Source organism: Bradyrhizobium rifense, assembly GCF_008123425.1.
In the GTDB taxonomy this organism is placed as follows: Bacteria; Pseudomonadota; Alphaproteobacteria; order Rhizobiales; family Xanthobacteraceae; genus Bradyrhizobium; species Bradyrhizobium rifense.
Genome location: NZ_VSSS01000013.1, coordinates 54,360 through 70,319, shown reverse-complemented (window position 1 = coordinate 70,319; position 15,960 = coordinate 54,360). Strand labels below are relative to the sequence as shown.

Below are 15,960 nucleotides of genomic sequence, written 5' to 3'. Positions count from 1 at the left end.
ATGTTCCAACGCCGCCGGTCTGCCGTCGCGCTTCGTCACGTCGCCTTCGAGGATCTTGGCCTGCTCGCGCCGATCATGGAACGCGAGGGCTGGAACGTGTCGTTCTGCGAGGCGCCGGTCGACGATCTCAGCCACTCATCGATCCGCGATGCAGACCTCCTGATCGTTCTCGGCGGCCCGATCGGCGTCTACGAGACCGACAGCTATCCGTTCCTCACAAGGGAAATTGACCTGCTGGAGCGCCGCCTTGCCCAGGGCCTGCCGACGCTCGGCATCTGCCTCGGCGCACAGCTGATGGCGAAGGCGCTCGGCGCCCGCGTCTATGCCGGCAATGTGAAAGAAATCGGCTGGGGGTCGGTCACACTGTCGGATGCAGGCCATGCGTCCTGCCTTGAGCCGCTCGCCGAGGGCGCGCCGGTGATGCACTGGCACGGCGACACGCTCGATCTGCCGGATAACGCTGCGCGCCTCGCCTCGAACGAAAACTACGAGAACCAGGCCTTCGCATTCGGAAACCACGCGCTCGCGCTGCAGTTTCATCTCGAGGCCGATCCTCGGCAGCTCGAGGAATGGTATGTCGGTCACGCCGTCGAGCTCGCGGCCAGCAAAATTTCCGTACGAGACCTCCGCGCAAAAACCACAGAGGTCGCAAAGACCGTTGCACGCACCGCCGATCGCGTGTTCACGAACTGGCTCAGCCAACTCGGCCAAGGCAACGCTGCAAGCAAGACCGCACAAGCAAGGTAAAGAACAATGGCGGAATATCCTCTGATCGAACTCTACATCGACGGGCAATGGAAGCGCGCGAGCGGCCAGCCGATCATCAACCCCGCCGATGAAAGCGTGCTCGGCACCGTCCCGACAGCGACCAAGGCCGATCTCGACGATGCGCTCGCCGCCGCCGAGAAGGGTTTTAAGATCTGGCGCAACACCGCGCCCGCCAAGCGGGCGCACATCATCCTGAAGGCCGCCGCGCTCATCCGTGAACGCGTCGATGTGATGGCCGCCGCAATGACGCTCGAACAGGGCAAGCCGATCGAACAGGCAAAACTCGAAATCCTGCGCGGCTGCGACATCATCGAATGGGACGCCACCGAAGGCCTGCGGCTCTACGGCCGCATCATTCCCAGCGAGGCCGGCATGCGCCACACCGTGCTGCGCCAGCCGATTGGCCCGGTGGCCGCGTTCTCGCCGTGGAATTTTCCGATGAGCTCGCCAGCCCGAAAAGTGGCGGGCGCCCTCTCCGCCGGCTGCTCGATCATCCTGAAGGCCTCGGAAGAAACCCCGGCCGGCGCATTCCAGCTCGTGCGCGCCTTCCATGATGCGGGCCTGCCCCCGGGCGTGCTCAACCTCGTGTTCGGCAATCCCGCGGAAATCTCCGAATACCTCATCCCACAATCGCGCATCCGGCTCGTGACTTTCACCGGCTCGATCCCCGTCGGCAAGCATCTCGCGGAAATGGCCGGCCGGCACATGAAGCCCGCGATCATGGAGCTGGGCGGCCACGCGCCGGTGATTGTCTGCGATGACGTCGATCCCGCCGCGACTGCGGCCGCGTCCGTGATCGGCAAGTCGCGCAATGCGGGCCAGGTCTGCGTTTCACCGACCCGCTTCTTCGTTCAGGAAACGATCTACGAGCAGTTCGCGCAATCCTTTGCCGAGCGCGCCAGCCAGTTGAGGGTCGGCAACGGGCTTGATCCTTCGACGCAGCTCGGGCCTCTCGCCAATTCGCGGCGCATCGACGCGATGGAAACGCTGGTGGCTGACGCCAAGGCCAAGGGCGCGCGCGTGCTCGCCGGCGGACAGCGCATAGGCAATCGCGGCTACTATTTTCCACTGACGGTGCTTGCCGATTTGCCCGACGACGCCCGCGCCATAAACGAGGAACCGTTCGGCCCGCTCGCGCTGGTCAATCCGGTCAAGACGCTCGACGAGGCGATCGAGAAGGCCAACGCCCTGCCCTATGGTCTCGCCGCCTACGCCTTCACGAAGTCGGCCAGCAATGCCGAACGCCTCGCCGACAGCGTCGAGGTCGGCAACCTCTCGATCAACCATTTCGTCGCCTCCGTCGCGGAGACCCCGTTCGGCGGCGTGAAGGACAGCGGCTACGGCCGCGAGGGTGGCACCGAGGGCCTGCAGTGCTATACCGTCGTCAAGAACGTGTCACACAAGACGCTGTAGAAACGCATGATGCAGGACAACGCGCCACGCCACCGGGACGGCAGTGCCGGCGACGCCAATTACGGTGCGATCGGCCAGGGCTACGCGAATTTTCGCAGGCCCGATCCGCGCATCGCGGAGATGATCGAGGCCGCGCTCGGCGTAGTCGGCACGGTCCTCAATGTCGGCGCGGGCGCCGGCTCCTACGAGCCGGTCGGCCGCACCGTCACCCCGGTCGAGCCGTCGCAATCGATGCGGGCGCAGCGGCCGGCGCATCTGCCCGCCGCGATCGACGCAGTCGCGGAAAAGCTGCCGTTCGAGGACGCGACGTTCGCTGCAGCGATGTCGACCTTCTCGGTGCATCAGTGGAAGAACCTGACGGCGGGCCTGCGCGAGATGCGACGGGTCACGCGCGGTCCGATCGCGATCATGACCTGCGATCCCGACGAGCTCAATCGCTTCTGGCTCAACGCCTATTGCCCTGAAGTCATCGCGGTCGAGGCCGTGCGCTATCCAGGGATCAGGGACATCGCAAAAGCTCTCGGCGGCACGACCGACGTCCTGCCCGTGCCGATCCCGCTCGATTGCACCGACGGCTTCAACGAAGCCTATTACGGCCGGCCCGAGATGCTGCTCGATCCGGCCGCGCGGCTCGCCTGCTCGGCCTGGAGCTTTGTCGCCGACGATGTCGTCCGACGATTCGAACAGCGCCTCGGCAGCGATCTCGCCTCCGGCCGCTGGGACGTGCAGCACGGGTACTATCGGCAGTGGCCGACATTCGCCGGCTCGCTCAAGCTGATCGTCAACCAGATCTGACCCGGCGCGACAGCTTATTGCCGGGCGCCCGGGCTCAGCAGGCAGGCCGCGAGCTCGGTGCGGTTGTGTACGCGGAAGCGTCGGCACAAATTGGCGACGTGCTCCTTCACTGTCTGATCGGAAATCCCCATCTCGCGAGCGATTTCCTTGTTGGTCTGGCCGCGGCAGACCCGGATGGCGACGTCCGCCGACCTTGGCGGGAGCGAGAGCGTCGCGGCCGGCTCACGGACCCCGGTCGTGGCACGATGGGCGTCGATCGCGCCCGCGTTTGTCATGTTGGTCAATGCCAGCGAGCCGGCCCGACACAGCATCTCCATGCGCTGCAATGACCGCATCGTGTAAGGCGCGTTCGTATCGGTCGTCGCAGTAAACAGCACGCCGACGATCTTCTGCCCGCACCACAATGGCCCGCCCATGTTGTATGCAAAACCCCACTCGTGCAGCATCTCGAAGGATGGACTGTGCCGCCATTGCTGTGGACCGATCACCGTTTCTCCATCGATCGCGCGGCCTCGGGTCATGATGCAGTCGAGCACGGGATCATGCTTCCAGAACCCGGCTCTGTAATTGTCGAGCAGGCCTTCCGCGACGTGGCGGCTGTAGACCAGTTCCGGTTCGAGCCCGTCGAGCAAATAGAGGCCGACAGTCGGCGATCCCGTCAATTCCGTGATCGCCGAGCAGCAGGCGACACCAAGCGCACGCACCGAGCAGCTCTCGGCGATGGACATCAGCCGATCTGCGAGCTGGCGCTCGGGCAGACCATCCAAATGCTCGTGCTCGGCCCTCACCGCCACTCCTCGCGAGAACGTGCGGTGCTCTCGGGCACACGCACGTCATTGCCGATTGTTATAGGCTTAAAATTTCTGCCTTGCCTGATCTTTGGTCAAGCGAAAAGAAGCGGCAACGCGCCGCCATCCCGGCCCAGCTTTGCGGCAGAGCAACATGGCCGATCCCCCCATGATGGGGGATTGCCGGTTTGGCCGCCTCATCTCTAGCATCCTGGCCATCGGGATCGCGTCACGACGCACGCGGTTCCGGCAAGGACATCTCGACACCAACCGAGCCGCTCGTCGCGCGCCAACTGACATTGGCGCGTGTGGGCGAAGTCTTGCCCGCGACCGTCCCGTCCGACCCAGATCTTCGCGCCCGCAGCCTTGCACGAAGAACCAACAGATCTACCTGGAGACACCGACCATGAGCCCTTCCGTGCAACTCGCAGTCAAACCTTCCGCGACCCCGACGGTGGCCGAGTTCCATACGCGCCTCGACGCGCTGCTGCCGTTGGTCGAATCCAGGGCTGCGGAGGCCGAGGCACAGGGCTATCTGACTGACGATGTCGTGGCAGCGCTGCGCAAGGCCGGCATCTACACCATGCTATTCCCCCGGGAGGTCGGCGGCGCCGAGCTTCTGCCTTACGACGCCATGACGGTGATCGAGCGGCTTGCTTACACGCACGCCTCGGCCGGCTGGTGCGTCATCGGCAACAACATGGAAGGCACGACGCTCGCCATCTACATCGAGGACGAAGGCATCAAGAAGGTCTTCGCGGGCGGGCCCGACATCACGATTGCGGGCAACGGCGTGCCGCGCGGCTTCGCCCGACCGGTCGATGGCGGCTACATGATCCGCGGCAACTGGGCGTATGGCAGCGGCATTCAGCACGCCGAGTGGGTCCATTCCGGCTGCTTCGTCACCGACGCATCCGGCAAGGACATGGTGTTCGGTCCCAACGGCCAACCCAAGATCGTGGTCACGCACCATCCGCGCGCGACCATCAAGTTGATGGGCAATTGGGACGTGCTTGGCCTGCGCGCGACCGGAAGCTTCGACTACACCTTGAGCGAGGGCGACGAGCTGTTCGTCCCCACGCACATGACCTACGATTTTGACATTGGCGCGCCGCGCCGAGGTGGTGTGCAGGGTGCGCTGGGGCTGGCAGGCTACAGCGCCTGGGCACATTCCGCCTGGGCCGTCGGTGTCGGCCGCCGCATGCTCGACGAACTCGTCAAGGTAATCGTCCAGCGCCAGGATCCATTCGGCAAGTCGCGCGACAGCGCGAGCTTCAAGTTTCAGTTCGCGCAGGCCGAAGCGCGTTTCCGCGCCGCGCGTGCGTTGGTCCACGAAACCTGGAAGGACGTCTCGGAGACTTGCGCCAGCGGTGAATCTCCGTCGCTGGAGCAGATGACCATGATCAAGCTGTCACTGCGCCACGTCCACGACGTCCTGTCGGATGTCGCCACCTTCGCGCATCGCGCCGCCCGCGGCGCCTCGCTGCACAACACGCCGATGCAGCGGTTCTATCGCGACATCCATTCGGGCACGCAGCACATCCTGATGGCCGACCAGATCGTCGAAGAGTGCGGCCGCGCCCTGCTCGGCCTCCCCGGCCCTGGCGCACAATGGACAGTCTTCGGGGTGACGGGCTGAGCAAGCGATCAGACAATGAGGGCGTCGAGGTGAGGACATCCCGCATCGTTGGCTTCTGCGGCAATAGTTGGCGGCCCGCGAAATCGCGCGTGCTGGTGGAAGCCGTCGCCGCCGACCTTCGGGCGCAGCATGGACTGAACACCACGGTCCTCGATCTCGTCGATGCCGGTTGCGGCATCGCCGGCTTCACCCGGATCGCGCTCGATGACAACGCGCGCGCCGTCGTCGAGGCCATCGAACAGGCCGACGGCCTCGTGATCGGGTGCCCGGTGTTCCAGGGTTCCTATCCCGGATTGTTCAAGCACGTCTTCGACCTGATCGAACCCAGCGTGCTGCGCAACCGCCCGGTGCTGCTGACCGCCGTCGGTGGCGGCCTGCGCCACTCGCTGGTGGTCGAGCACCAGCTCCGCCCGCTGTTCGGCTTCTTCGAGGCCTGCACCGTTTCAACGGCGATCTACGCCAGCAGCGGCGAGATCGTGCCGGGCGAGCCGCTCGCGCCAATGACGGCCGCGCGGATCGCCAACGCCGTCGAACAATTCGCCGCGCTTCTCGGTGGTCGCCAGGCAGCCGCCGCATGACCCACGAACGCCCGGCCCTGCCGAATTCAACCGGAGACAAAAATGCTTGATACCCCCAAACCCTCTCCCGATCTCACCGGCTTCTCGCGCGCGGAATATACGATCAACGGCGTGCGCACCGTCGTCCACAGCATCGGAAGCGGCCCGGCACTCGTGTTCCTGCACGGCACCGGCACCTTCACCGGCTTCGAGATGGCGCGCGATTGGGCGAAGCGGCACACAGTCATCATCCCCTACCATGCGGGCTTTGGCGATTCCGGCGACGCCGAGACAATCGACACCGTCGAGGATCACGTCCTTCATTACATGGATCTGTTCGACAAGCTTGGCCTCGAGCAATTCGACCTTGCCGGGTTCTCGCTCGGCGGATGGCTTGCCGCGGAGTTCGCGATCCGTCAGCCGCATCGGGTCCGCAAGCTGGTGCTGGTTGCGCCCGCCGGTCTTGTGGTCGGGACCGCGCCAGCGCCCGGATTGTTCGAGATCGCACCGCAGGAACTGCCCGCCTATCTCGCGCACGATCCGGCCGCGGCGCTCCGTTACTTTCCCAAGGCGCCCGACCCGGCTTTCGACGCCCGCCTCGGACGCGAGGTCACTGGCTTTGCCAAGCTGATCCGCAGCGAACCGCAGGGAAATCCCAAGCTCGCGCACTGGCTGCATCGGATCACGATGCCGACGCTGGTGCTGTGGGGTGCCGCCGATCGCCTGCGCCCGACCGCCCAGGCAGGGGCCTGGAAAGCAGGACTCCCCGACGCACGCGTGATGCTGGTGCCGGCGACCGGTCATCTCGTGTTCGAGGAAACGTCGTCTTCCGCACACCACGTCACCGACTTTCTCGCCGATTGATCCCGCACACAACAGAGGACAGCACCATGATCGAGATGCCTCCGGGCGTGACCCCTGCCAAAGAAGGCTTCGGCAACGTCGTCTGGAACATTCTGGGCCAGACCTACACACTGAAGCAGCATTCCGAGGCGTCGATGGCCTGGCATGCCGTTTTCCCGGACGGCACCTTCGTGCCGCCGCACATCCATCCGACCCAGGATGAATTCATCTATGTGCTGAGCGGCCGCTACGACCTCTGGCTCGACGGCAAGGACTTGGTCGCCAAGGCCGGCGACCTCGTGCGCATGCCCAAGGGCATTCCCCACGGCATCTTCAACACGTCGGGCGAGACCGCCACCAGCCTGTTCTGGGTCGCACCGACGCGGTCGCTGAAAGAGCTGTTCGAACGCATCCACAATCTCCCCGATCCGCAGGAGGTGGTGCGACGCGCCGCCGAGCACGAGGTGAATTTCCTGCCGCCGCCTGCCTGACGCTGCGCCGATTCCAACGATACGCAAACCGCGAGAACAGATGATGACCATGCTGACAACAACTTGGACGACCATCTCCGAGAGCGACCGCCGTCGGATAGCCCGGTGGCAAAAAGGCATGCTGGCGCTCGCCATCCTCTGCGAGATATTTCTCGCCGCGGACTGGTATGCCTTCGCGGCCGTACTGCCTTTCGTCTCCGAGAGCCTCAAGCTCAATCCCGCCGAGGCCGGGCTTGCGCAAGGCATCTTTGCCCTGACCTACGGCGTCGGCATGGTGGTGTGGTCGCCGGTCAGCCGGTCGATGACGGCGCGCAACATGCTGTTGATCGGGCTCGCGGGCACCGGAATCGGCATGGTGCTTCAGGTGTTCGTGCAGAGTTACACGCAGCTCGTGATACTCCGGCTCGTGATCGGCTTCTTTGATGCCGGCATCTTCATCGGCAACATGAAGCTGATCTTCGGTTGGTTTCCACAGAGCCGTCGTGGCTCGGTGGTCGGCATCATCCTGGCCGCCTACAGCCTCGCCATCACCATGGATTTTGCGCTCGGCATCCCCCTGACGATCGCGACCGGTTGGCGAACCTTCTTCGCCGTGCTGGCAATCGGCACGCTGCTCGTCGCGGCTGTCGATGCACTCGTCGTCCGCAACAGTCCCCGCGAGCTCGGCCTCGACGGCTTCACCTGGGGCAACGAAACACCGCAGGAGCATCTGCCTCTTGGCGAAATATTCCGCTCGAAATGGATCGCGGTCGGCGGCTTCGGCATCGTGGCCTGCACCTTCGCGATCGCCGGTACCGCCACCTGGGTGGTGCCGGCCTTCATCACCGTACAGCACATGCCTCCGGAGGCCGGCGCAATCATCGGCACCGTGATGGGGCTGTCGCAGGTGCTGTTCCTGGTGATTGGCGGCTACATGTCCGACCGGCTCGGCAAGCCCTTCATGATCAAGCTCACCGCATGTCTGGCTTTCCTGACCGCGCTGATGTTCCTGTGGAGCGTGGTCACTCCGATGTCGTTTCCGATGCTGGTGCTGTTTGCAGCGCTCAGCGGCATCGCTCTGCTCGGCGGCGGCGCGATCTTCTCCCTGCTCAGCGAAAAATACTCCGACGCGCTCGCACCGGCCGCGATCGGATACGCCGAGGTGTTTGGCATCTTCTCGGCTTTCGTGGCTCCCTGGATGATGGGGGCAATTATCAACGTCTCTGGAGGCTCGTTCACCGGCGCCTTCATCGCTTTCGCGGTTGTCGAACTCGTCATCGTCGGCCTCTTGCTGATCCTCGCCCGCGAGGACGTCAGTCAGGGCGCGGTGGTCGGAAGCCCCGCGGAGTAAGCTGCAGCCATCGAGGGCACGGGCTGGCGCCCGTGCCCTCGACGAAGGTCTATCTTCTGGGAAATCCGGCGCACTCACCTTGTCCACAGTGGGCAAGAGTGGCACTCTCTGTTTAGAGTCATTCAAGAGAGCCGGTCATGTCGCGCGCGAGCGCCAAATCCCTGCCCCAGCTGAGCCTTCGCATCGACCTCGACGGCGAGGATAGGATCGGGCCCGGCAAGATCGAGCTTCTGGAGCAGATCCGCGAGCAAGGGTCGATCTCCGGGGCCGGCCGCGCCATGGACATGTCTTACAAGCGCGCCTGGGATCTCGTGGACGAGATCAACCGGATCTGCGGACATCCCGCGGTCGAACCGCAGGCCGGCGGCAAGAACGGCGGTGGCGCCATGCTGACGCCGTTCGGCGAGAAGCTTGTTGCGCGCTACCGGAAGATCGAGCGCGACGCCGCACGCGCGGTGCACAAGGATCTGGAAGCGCTCAAGAGCGACATCGCCCGTTCCCGCAAATCGTGACCGGATGGTCGGGAACGCGCAATGCTGCTGATCGGAGTCAATCGCTCACCGTTTACGCGACGCGTCGCGATCACGCTCAATATCTACGGCGTGCCGTTTGAGCAGCGCGCGTTGTCCGGCTTCGGCGACCGCGCAGAGGTCAGGGCCAGCAATCCGCTTGGCCGCATTCCCGCGCTTGTGCTCGATAGCGGCGAGACGTTGATCGACAGCGACGCAATCATTGATCACCTCGATGAAGCCTACGGTGGTGACCAGCCGCTCACGCCGCGCGAGGGCGCCAATCGCCGCGCCGTGCTGAAGGTCACGGCCATGATGATGGGCGTGTGCGAGAAGTGCCTTCACGCAGCCTACGAGGGGAACCACCGCCCGTCGGAGAAGGTGCATCGGCCCTGGATCGACGACTGCATGGCTCAGGCCGCCAATGCGCTCAACGCGATCGAAGCCATGATAGAGCCGAAGCAGCCATATCTGCTGCTCGAGCGTCTCACCCAGGCCGATGTGACCGCCGTCGTCACGGAACGGCTCGCGCGTGCACGCGGCATCGATACCGATGTTCATATGCCCGGGCTGCGCGCACTGACGAGCAGGCTCGCAGAACAACCACTCTTCCAGGTGAGCGAACCCTAGTTCGGCCGCACCGACATTTCCGGCATCGGCTGCGTCAGCGCTTCGCCGAGCAGGCTTTGCTCGGCCTTCGGGATCGAGAAGCGGACCTTGAAACCGTCCTCGGTTTCCAGCGTGATGATGCGCTGGGTCGTGTCGGTGGATTGTTCCAGCACCCAGGATGCCAGCGGATAGGCGTAGCGCAGGCTCTGGTCGCCGTAGCGGGCCTTCAGCGCCGCCTCGAGCAGTCCGGGCAGCGTCATGATGAGGGCGCCGACCTGGTTCAGCGAGACGCTGACCGCGGCGGGATTGCCCGCCACATCCTCGAAGCCCAGCGAGATCGCACCGCCGTCGGACGCCACCTCGCAGGTCGTGAGCTGCCTCACCTTGATTTCCATCGCCAGTCCCGGAACGCACTTCGCTATATCCGTCACGATATATCGATAAGTCTAGCTGCGTCCAGCCGCTTTTTCTGGAATTGATCGAATCCGCAGCCATGGCCGGCCCGGCCGGAGCGTGATATATAAAGCGATATAACGAGGCCCGAACGGCCCGTTCTTCAAGGGAGCGCAAAGCCTATGAGCGACTTTAATCTGCTGATCGACGGCAAAATGGTGCCCGGCGACATGACCATGCCGGTTCTCAATCCCGCGACCGAAGAGGTGGTGGCACAATGTCCCCGCGCCTCGAAGTCCCAGCTTGATACGGCCGTTGCCGCCGCGAAAGCCGCCTTCCCTGCCTGGGCCGCGACCTCGATCGAGGACCGCCGCAAGGTCGTGATGAAGATGGCCGACGTGATCGAGGCCAATTCGGGCGAGCTCGCGCGCCTGCTTACCGCTGAACAGGGCAAGCCGCTGGCGGATGCCACCGGCGAAGTGCTCGGCATGGCCGCGTTCTTCCGCTATCTCGGCTCGCTCGATCTGCCGATGAAGGTCATCGAGAATTCCGGCGATCGCAAGGTCGAGGCCTATCGCCGCCCGCTCGGCGTCGTCGGCGCCATCATCCCCTGGAACTACCCTCTCCTCATTCTGGCTTTCAAACTGCCCTCCGCGCTGATCGCCGGCAACACCCTGATCGTGAAGCCCGCGCCGACCACGCCGCTCGCCTCCTTGCGCTTCGCCGAGCTGATCAAGGACGTGGTGCCGAAGGGCGTGCTCAACTTCATCACCGATGCCAACGATCTCGGCGGCGAGATGACCAAGCATCCTGACATTCGCAAGATCTCCTTCACAGGCTCCACCGCGACGGGGCAGAAGGTGATGGCGAGCGCGGCGCAGACGCTCAAGCGCATCACGCTCGAGCTCGGCGGCAACGATGCCGGCATCGTGCTCGACGACGTCGATCCGAAGAAGGTCGCGCCCGGCATCTTCGAAGGCGCGTTCCAGAACTCCGGCCAGGTCTGCCTCGCCATCAAGCGGCTCTATGTGCACGAGTCCGTCTATGACGAGCTCTGCGACGAGCTGGTCGCGATCGCCAAGAGCACGGTGGTCGACGACGGCTCCAAGCAGGGCACCAAGCTCGGGCCGCTGCAGAACAAGATGCAGTACGAGAAGGTGAAGACGTTCCTCGAGGACGCACACAAGAACGGCAAGGTGGTTGCCGGCGGCGCCGCGATGGACCGTCCCGGCTATTTTATCGAGCCGACCATCGTGCGCGACATCAAGGAAGGCTCGAAGCTGGTCGACGAGGAGCAGTTCGGTCCGGTGCTGCCGCTGATCAAATATTCCGACAAGGATGACGTGATCCGCCGCGCCAATGCCACGACCTACGGCCTCGGCGCCTCGGTCTGGTCATCCGACATCAAGCGCGCCCACGAGGTGGCAACGCAGCTCGAGTCCGGAACGGTCTGGATCAACAAGCATCTCGACATGGCCCCGCACATCCCGTTCGGCGGCGCCAAGCAGTCGGGCATCGGCACTGAGTTCGCCGAGGAAGGCCTCGCCGAATTCACCCAGCTCCAAATCATCAACGGCCCGCCCGCCGCCTGATCCGACAACGGGGGTCGCTGCGCAACCGCCGCGGCCCCCGTTTATTTCGACAGGAGAAACGGAGGCGGACCATGTTCGATGCGCAATGCGACCTCGCCGCCCTCGTCTATGCGCCGCATCAGGATCCCGACGCCGTCCTGCGCGGTTTCGCCGCCGATCTGATCGCCCGCGGCCATCGCGTCGTCGGCATGGTGCAAGCCGGCCAATGCGCTGATTCCAGCCTGTCCGCCATTCTGCTTCACAGCGGCGAAAAACTCCTGCTCGCGCAGGATTTTGATCCGGCGGCGCAAGGCTGCCGCCTCGATTTGGCACGGCTGCAGAATGCGGGGACGCAGATCGCGGATGCGCTCTCGCACGGCGCCGACCTCGTCATCATCAACCGCTTCGGCAAGCGCGAGCGCGACGGCAAGGGCCTCTCCTATCTGATCGAGCGCGCGCTCGATGCCGACATCCCCGTGGTGATCGCGGTCGGCAAGGATCACTTCGCCGACTGGATCAAGTTCGCCGGCGGCATGAGCGTCAAGCTCGGTTGCGATCGCGGCGCGCTGGACGCGTGGTGGCAGGCCGTCTCGGCGCAGGATGCGGATCCGATCGTCGATGAGCATCCGACGGTCTGCGAAATTTTTAAGTGAAACAATCCGCAACCTGGTGTGGGTTTACATCAACACCCGGCTGATGCAGAGACGTGCCGTCCTTCATTAGCTTGGCCTGGCTGCATCGTGAACAATGTCACTCTGAACCGACCGATCGCGGTCTTCGACGCCGGAATCGGCAGCTACGCCATCGCGCGCAAGATCGCAGACCGTTTCCCGGGTCAGGATGTGCTCTACTTCGCCGACCGCGCCAGCTTTCCCTATGGCGGCAAGGGCAGGAGCGAACTCCTCGGCGTGATGCGAAGTACTATCGAACGCCTGGAGAGTTACGGCCCGGCAGCCATCGTGATCGCCTCCAATGCGCCTTCGGTCATGGTGCTCGACGAGATCAAGAGCTGGAGCCGGACGCCGATCATCGGCGTGTTTCCGCCCGTCCGGCGCGCACTTGAGACGTCCGCCAGCAAGCGAATCGCGATCATGGGCGTGGCATCGTTGATCTCTAGCTCTGAAATCCGCACCTATGTTGCACGCGAATCCGCCGGACAGGGCGGCGTCGACCTTGTCAGCGCGTCGGATCTCGCCGAGCTGGTCGAGAACGGCGCGTTCTTGACCGACGCTGACCGCACCCTGACCGCCGTGCGCGCCAAGCTCGACACGCTCGCCGTGGACACCGATGTCGTCACGTTGTCATCCACCCATCTGCCTTGGCTGTTGCGCTACTTCGAACAGGCCGGGCCGCGCTTGCGATTCCTCGATCCGGCCGACGACGTCGTCGAGGCGGTCGCCTCTTACGCGACCCGTGGCTGCGGCGCCTTCCGGACCCTCGTTTCCGAACGAGAGGGCTACGATCTCGCGGACTTCCAGCGCATGCTCGCGCGCCTCGGGCTCGATCTGACGATCGAGCGCGTCTGACCACCGCGCTCATTGCCGCCCGGCTATTCGTCCTTCAGCGCAGCAATCACCTGCTCGCCCGGCACGGTCAGGCGATAGGTCACCAGCGGACGGCTCGATGGCGGCTTGCGATCGGTCTCGACGATATAGCCACGCACCATCAGCGCTTCGAAGCTGCCATAGTAGCCATACATGCTGATCTGGTTCTGCCTGAGCAGCTTGAACTCGTGCAGCAGACGGATCTCGTTGCCCGAGAGCAGCGAGCGGCGAACACGCTGCACGAAGCTCGCGCGCTGCTCGAACCAGGCCTGATCGGGCAGCTCACGCGAGGATGGCGCGCTATCGCGATCGCAGGGACGCGTCTCGACTTCCGCCCTCGCCGCCGGCAGCGATGGCAGGCTGCTGCTGACGGCTTCCCTGGCGTCGTCGAGCAACGCGATCGGCCAGCGCCGCTTGTTGTCGACCATGACCGGCGGCGGCACGACATTGTCGCGCACCAGTTGCTCGAAGCGGCCGGCGGTCACGCCGACATAGGCGGCGGCGCGGCGGCGGTCGACGAGACGGGCGTCCCGCCCGTGCTCCAGCTCGCCAGCGATCATCTCGTTCACCCCAAAATCCCCTGCCGCATCGTTGCGGGCGCGTCGCCGCGCGGGCCCGGCAGGCCCGTCGGCATGTGACACTAGGGTGAAATCAGCGCTCTCAAAAGGCAGAGAATTTCGCACATATTGCTGCCATTTCGGCAACGGCTATAGTGCGTCGGGGGTCCCATGCGCTTTCACTCACCTTCGATCCAGTACTTCCATGCCGTCCGCCGCACCGGCTCGATCCGCGCCGCAGCGCGCCTCCTGAACGTCGCCTCGTCCGCGGTCAGCCGCCAGATTCTCAAGCTCGAACAAGAGGTTGGATCACCCTTGTTCGAACGGAATGCGCGCGGCCTGACCCTGACGACGGTCGGCGAGATGCTCGCCCGGCACGTCATGAACGTGCTTCAGGACCTCGACCGCTTCCGCTCAGACGTGGCGTCCCTGTCCGGCGCCTGGCACGGCACTGTCAGCATCGCCTGCATCGAATCCCTCACCGAGTCGGTGTTGCCGGACCTGATCGCCTCGCACCGGACCCGGGCCCGGCGCGTCAGCTTCACCGCCGAAGTGATGGGATCGTCCGACGTGCTCGAAGCCCTGCGCCGGGGTGAGGCCGATATCGGCATCGCCATCGCGCTCAGGCATCCGCCCGACCTGCGGCAGGTCGCGTTGAAACGATTTCGCCTCGGCGCGCTGGTTGCGCGCGAGCATCCGCTGGCGCGCCGCAAGACGGTCACGCTGGAGCAATGCCTCGCCTTCCCCGTCATCCAGGCGCTGCCGGAGCTGTCGATCTACCATCTGCTCCAGCCCTTGATCGCACAGCTCTCCGAGACGCCTGAGCCTGCAATTCAAGCCAACTCGATCGACCTGATGCGCGAGCTTGCCGCGCGCGGCGTCGGCGTCGCCTTCCAGACCCAGCTCGGCGTCGGTCGGCTGTCGCGCGACGCACAGCTCGTGTTCCTTCCGCTCGACAATGCCGGCAGCCCGGTTTGGTCGGATCTCGGCATCTATGTCCGCGCTGAGCGCACCCTGCCCGCCTTCACCGAGTCCTTTCTTCAAGAGCTGGTGCGTGAGCTCGGCGAGCGCGAACGGCGGGAGAACGCGGCCTATCCGCACGTCGCGTGATGAAGCGCCGCAGTAGTTTCCCGGAATAGGGCCGATGGTCGGCCATCTGATACCCTCTTGAGGTTCAGCCCGCTCACCCCCTAAGGATTCCGAAATGCCGCTAGGCCGGCTAAAACCTTCGCGAGTCCTCGGCATCGAGCGCTTCTCGGACTTCGGCGAGTTTCGCGCCAACGAGGTGCTTGGTCTCGGCACCAGCACGCCGTTCCATCCGCGCGACTTCTCCATGGCCCGCGCCATCCTGCCGCTCCAGGACGGGCTGTTCGTGCTCCAGCGCGCCTTCGCCCGCCGCCTCGAGGTCGATATCGGCACGGACCGTGGCGTCGGCCTGACGATCCCGTTCTCGTTTCACTCCGTCACCAACGGCCGCGAGATCGACAGTTCGACGGTGAACGTCGTCCGCGGCAAGGTTCCGATCAAATCGATCGAGCAACGCGCCAACACCTATTTGATGATGCGGTTCAACTCGGACATGCGCCATCGCGGCTGGGCGGATTACGACAGCGGACTTGGGTTCTTCCGTTCGCATGACGCCGCCATGGCACGCCTGCGTGCCACGATCCTGAACATGTTTTGCCTGGCCTCGGAATCGAACGACCCCAGGCAGTTCGACGCACTCAACCGGCCGATCCAGGAGACGCTGCTCGCCTGCCTCGACGACACCCTGGTGCCGGCCGATGGGCTCGCCGCGCGACGCGGATCGTTCGACAAGCACAACAAGCTGATCGCACGGCTCGATGAGGTTGCGGCGACCTACGGCAGTCGCCCGCTCTACAGCGACGACCTCGCCACCACGCTCGGCGTCTCCGTGCGCACGCTCCAGACCGCCACACAAGCGGTGCACGGCGTGAGCCTGCATCATTATCTCCGGCTCAAGCGGCTGTGGGCGACCCGCATCCAGCTCATGACCGGACGCGCCGGCTTGAGCGTCAAGGCCGCAGCACTCGGCAACGGTTTCTGGCACCTCGGCGACTTCTCGCGCGGCTACAGACTGGCATTTGGCGAAACGCCGTCCGAGACGCTGGCGCGGAGCCGGCGTCTCTGAT

General features: G+C 64.7%; 18 protein-coding genes. 15 read left to right on the top strand and 3 right to left on the bottom strand.

What is annotated here, in order from left to right; translation table 11 throughout:
* Genes FXB40_RS06240 through FXB40_RS06230 form a run of 3 tightly spaced genes read left to right on the top strand, consistent with a single transcriptional unit; the run spans nucleotide 1 to nucleotide 2,976 of the window.
* Entirely contained in the window at nucleotides 1-747 is a 747-nt protein-coding gene (locus FXB40_RS06240; RefSeq protein ID WP_148771327.1) for a glutamine amidotransferase, read from the top strand.
* Between the two features lie 6 nt (nucleotides 748-753).
* A complete protein-coding gene (locus FXB40_RS06235; RefSeq protein ID WP_148771326.1) occupies nucleotides 754-2,181 on the top strand; it encodes an NAD-dependent succinate-semialdehyde dehydrogenase in 1,428 nt (475 codons plus the stop codon).
* 6 nt (nucleotides 2,182-2,187) lie between these two features.
* Nucleotides 2,188-2,976: a class I SAM-dependent methyltransferase gene (locus FXB40_RS06230; RefSeq protein WP_246207417.1), complete on the top strand. Its 789-nt coding sequence runs from the start codon at nucleotides 2,188-2,190 to the stop codon at nucleotides 2,974-2,976.
* Between the two features lie 14 nt (nucleotides 2,977-2,990).
* Here the strand turns inward: FXB40_RS06230 and FXB40_RS06225 are convergent, their stop codons facing one another.
* Nucleotides 2,991-3,764 carry a response regulator transcription factor gene (locus FXB40_RS06225; RefSeq protein ID WP_148771325.1) on the bottom strand — a complete coding sequence of 258 codons (774 nt, stop codon included), beginning with the start codon at nucleotides 3,762-3,764 and terminating at the stop codon, nucleotides 2,991-2,993.
* A 406-nt stretch (nucleotides 3,765-4,170) separates the two neighbouring features.
* Between FXB40_RS06225 and FXB40_RS06220 the strand changes: the two genes are divergently transcribed.
* From FXB40_RS06220 to FXB40_RS06190, 7 genes are all read left to right on the top strand, one after another.
* Nucleotides 4,171-5,403 carry an acyl-CoA dehydrogenase family protein gene (locus tag FXB40_RS06220; protein WP_148771324.1) on the top strand — a complete coding sequence of 411 codons (1,233 nt, stop codon included), beginning with the start codon at nucleotides 4,171-4,173 and terminating at the stop codon, nucleotides 5,401-5,403.
* Complete coding sequence (locus FXB40_RS06215) at nucleotides 5,376-5,981, top strand: NAD(P)H-dependent oxidoreductase (RefSeq protein ID WP_283812883.1); 606 nt, start codon at nucleotides 5,376-5,378, stop codon at nucleotides 5,979-5,981. Before FXB40_RS06220 ends, FXB40_RS06215 begins: the two co-directional genes overlap by 28 nt.
* 42 nt (nucleotides 5,982-6,023) lie before the next feature.
* Nucleotides 6,024-6,824: an alpha/beta fold hydrolase gene (locus FXB40_RS06210; RefSeq protein ID WP_148771322.1), complete on the top strand. Its 801-nt coding sequence runs from the start codon at nucleotides 6,024-6,026 to the stop codon at nucleotides 6,822-6,824.
* A gap of 26 nt (nucleotides 6,825-6,850) precedes the next feature.
* Entirely contained in the window at nucleotides 6,851-7,294 is a 444-nt protein-coding gene (locus FXB40_RS06205) for a cupin domain-containing protein (RefSeq protein WP_148771321.1), read from the top strand.
* Between the two features lie 49 nt (nucleotides 7,295-7,343).
* Nucleotides 7,344-8,624, top strand: a complete 1,281-nt coding sequence (locus FXB40_RS06200; protein WP_246207413.1) for an MFS transporter — start codon at nucleotides 7,344-7,346, stop codon at nucleotides 8,622-8,624.
* Between the two features lie 137 nt (nucleotides 8,625-8,761).
* Nucleotides 8,762-9,136: a winged helix-turn-helix domain-containing protein gene (locus FXB40_RS06195; protein ID WP_148771320.1), complete on the top strand. Its 375-nt coding sequence runs from the start codon at nucleotides 8,762-8,764 to the stop codon at nucleotides 9,134-9,136.
* Nucleotides 9,137-9,157: 21 nt separating this feature from the next.
* Nucleotides 9,158-9,763: a glutathione S-transferase family protein gene (locus FXB40_RS06190; RefSeq protein ID WP_148771319.1), complete on the top strand. Its 606-nt coding sequence runs from the start codon at nucleotides 9,158-9,160 to the stop codon at nucleotides 9,761-9,763.
* Here FXB40_RS06190 and FXB40_RS06185 read toward each other — a convergent pair.
* Nucleotides 9,760-10,137 (bottom strand): hypothetical protein, encoded by a 378-nt coding sequence (locus FXB40_RS06185; RefSeq protein WP_148771318.1) that lies wholly within the window; start codon nucleotides 10,135-10,137, stop codon nucleotides 9,760-9,762. The two genes, FXB40_RS06190 and FXB40_RS06185, sit on opposite strands and share 4 nt — an antisense overlap.
* A 180-nt stretch (nucleotides 10,138-10,317) precedes the next feature.
* Here FXB40_RS06185 and FXB40_RS06180 point away from each other — a divergent pair, with 180 nt between their 5' ends.
* The 3 genes from FXB40_RS06180 (at nucleotide 10,318) to FXB40_RS06170 (ending at nucleotide 13,232) form a co-directional block, all read left to right on the top strand.
* Nucleotides 10,318-11,727: an aldehyde dehydrogenase family protein gene (locus tag FXB40_RS06180; RefSeq protein WP_148771317.1), complete on the top strand. Its 1,410-nt coding sequence runs from the start codon at nucleotides 10,318-10,320 to the stop codon at nucleotides 11,725-11,727.
* Between the two features lie 71 nt (nucleotides 11,728-11,798).
* Nucleotides 11,799-12,359: a DUF2478 domain-containing protein gene (locus FXB40_RS06175; RefSeq protein ID WP_148771316.1), complete on the top strand. Its 561-nt coding sequence runs from the start codon at nucleotides 11,799-11,801 to the stop codon at nucleotides 12,357-12,359.
* Nucleotides 12,360-12,446: 87 nt separating this feature from the next.
* A complete protein-coding gene (locus FXB40_RS06170) occupies nucleotides 12,447-13,232 on the top strand; it encodes a glutamate racemase (protein WP_246207411.1) in 786 nt (261 codons plus the stop codon).
* A gap of 23 nt (nucleotides 13,233-13,255) precedes the next feature.
* On the opposite strand, the gene FXB40_RS06165 is transcribed toward FXB40_RS06170, so the two are convergent.
* Nucleotides 13,256-13,810 (bottom strand): hypothetical protein, encoded by a 555-nt coding sequence (locus FXB40_RS06165; RefSeq protein WP_148771510.1) that lies wholly within the window; start codon nucleotides 13,808-13,810, stop codon nucleotides 13,256-13,258.
* A 168-nt stretch (nucleotides 13,811-13,978) separates the two neighbouring features.
* On the opposite strand from FXB40_RS06165, the gene FXB40_RS06160 reads away from it, so the two are divergent.
* Nucleotides 13,979-14,917, top strand: coding sequence for a LysR family transcriptional regulator (locus FXB40_RS06160; protein ID WP_148771315.1), 939 nt, complete (start codon nucleotides 13,979-13,981; stop codon nucleotides 14,915-14,917).
* Between the two features lie 94 nt (nucleotides 14,918-15,011).
* Nucleotides 15,012-15,959, top strand: coding sequence for an AraC family transcriptional regulator (locus FXB40_RS06155; RefSeq protein ID WP_148771314.1), 948 nt, complete (start codon nucleotides 15,012-15,014; stop codon nucleotides 15,957-15,959).
* The last annotated feature ends 1 nt before the right edge of the window (nucleotide 15,960 follow it).

Bases quoted from the DNA above. Each gene is read 5' to 3' on its own strand.
- FXB40_RS06240 (WP_148771327.1), top strand. From the start codon at position 1: ATGTTCCAACGCCGCCGGTCTGCCGTCGCGCTTCGTCACGTCGCCTTC.
- FXB40_RS06235 (WP_148771326.1), top strand. From the start codon at position 754: ATGGCGGAATATCCTCTGATCGAACTCTACATCGACGGGCAATGGAAG.
- FXB40_RS06230 (WP_246207417.1), top strand. From the start codon at position 2,188: ATGATGCAGGACAACGCGCCACGCCACCGGGACGGCAGTGCCGGCGAC.
- FXB40_RS06220 (WP_148771324.1), top strand. From the start codon at position 4,171: ATGAGCCCTTCCGTGCAACTCGCAGTCAAACCTTCCGCGACCCCGACG.
- FXB40_RS06215 (WP_283812883.1), top strand. From the start codon at position 5,376: ATGGACAGTCTTCGGGGTGACGGGCTGAGCAAGCGATCAGACAATGAG.
- FXB40_RS06210 (WP_148771322.1), top strand. From the start codon at position 6,024: ATGCTTGATACCCCCAAACCCTCTCCCGATCTCACCGGCTTCTCGCGC.
- FXB40_RS06205 (WP_148771321.1), top strand. From the start codon at position 6,851: ATGATCGAGATGCCTCCGGGCGTGACCCCTGCCAAAGAAGGCTTCGGC.
- FXB40_RS06200 (WP_246207413.1), top strand. From the start codon at position 7,344: ATGCTGACAACAACTTGGACGACCATCTCCGAGAGCGACCGCCGTCGG.
- FXB40_RS06195 (WP_148771320.1), top strand. From the start codon at position 8,762: ATGTCGCGCGCGAGCGCCAAATCCCTGCCCCAGCTGAGCCTTCGCATC.
- FXB40_RS06190 (WP_148771319.1), top strand. From the start codon at position 9,158: ATGCTGCTGATCGGAGTCAATCGCTCACCGTTTACGCGACGCGTCGCG.
- FXB40_RS06185 (WP_148771318.1), bottom strand. From the start codon at position 10,137: ATGGAAATCAAGGTGAGGCAGCTCACGACCTGCGAGGTGGCGTCCGAC.
- FXB40_RS06180 (WP_148771317.1), top strand. From the start codon at position 10,318: ATGAGCGACTTTAATCTGCTGATCGACGGCAAAATGGTGCCCGGCGAC.
- FXB40_RS06175 (WP_148771316.1), top strand. From the start codon at position 11,799: ATGTTCGATGCGCAATGCGACCTCGCCGCCCTCGTCTATGCGCCGCAT.
- FXB40_RS06165 (WP_148771510.1), bottom strand. From the start codon at position 13,810: ATGATCGCTGGCGAGCTGGAGCACGGGCGGGACGCCCGTCTCGTCGAC.
- FXB40_RS06160 (WP_148771315.1), top strand. From the start codon at position 13,979: ATGCGCTTTCACTCACCTTCGATCCAGTACTTCCATGCCGTCCGCCGC.
- FXB40_RS06155 (WP_148771314.1), top strand. From the start codon at position 15,012: ATGCCGCTAGGCCGGCTAAAACCTTCGCGAGTCCTCGGCATCGAGCGC.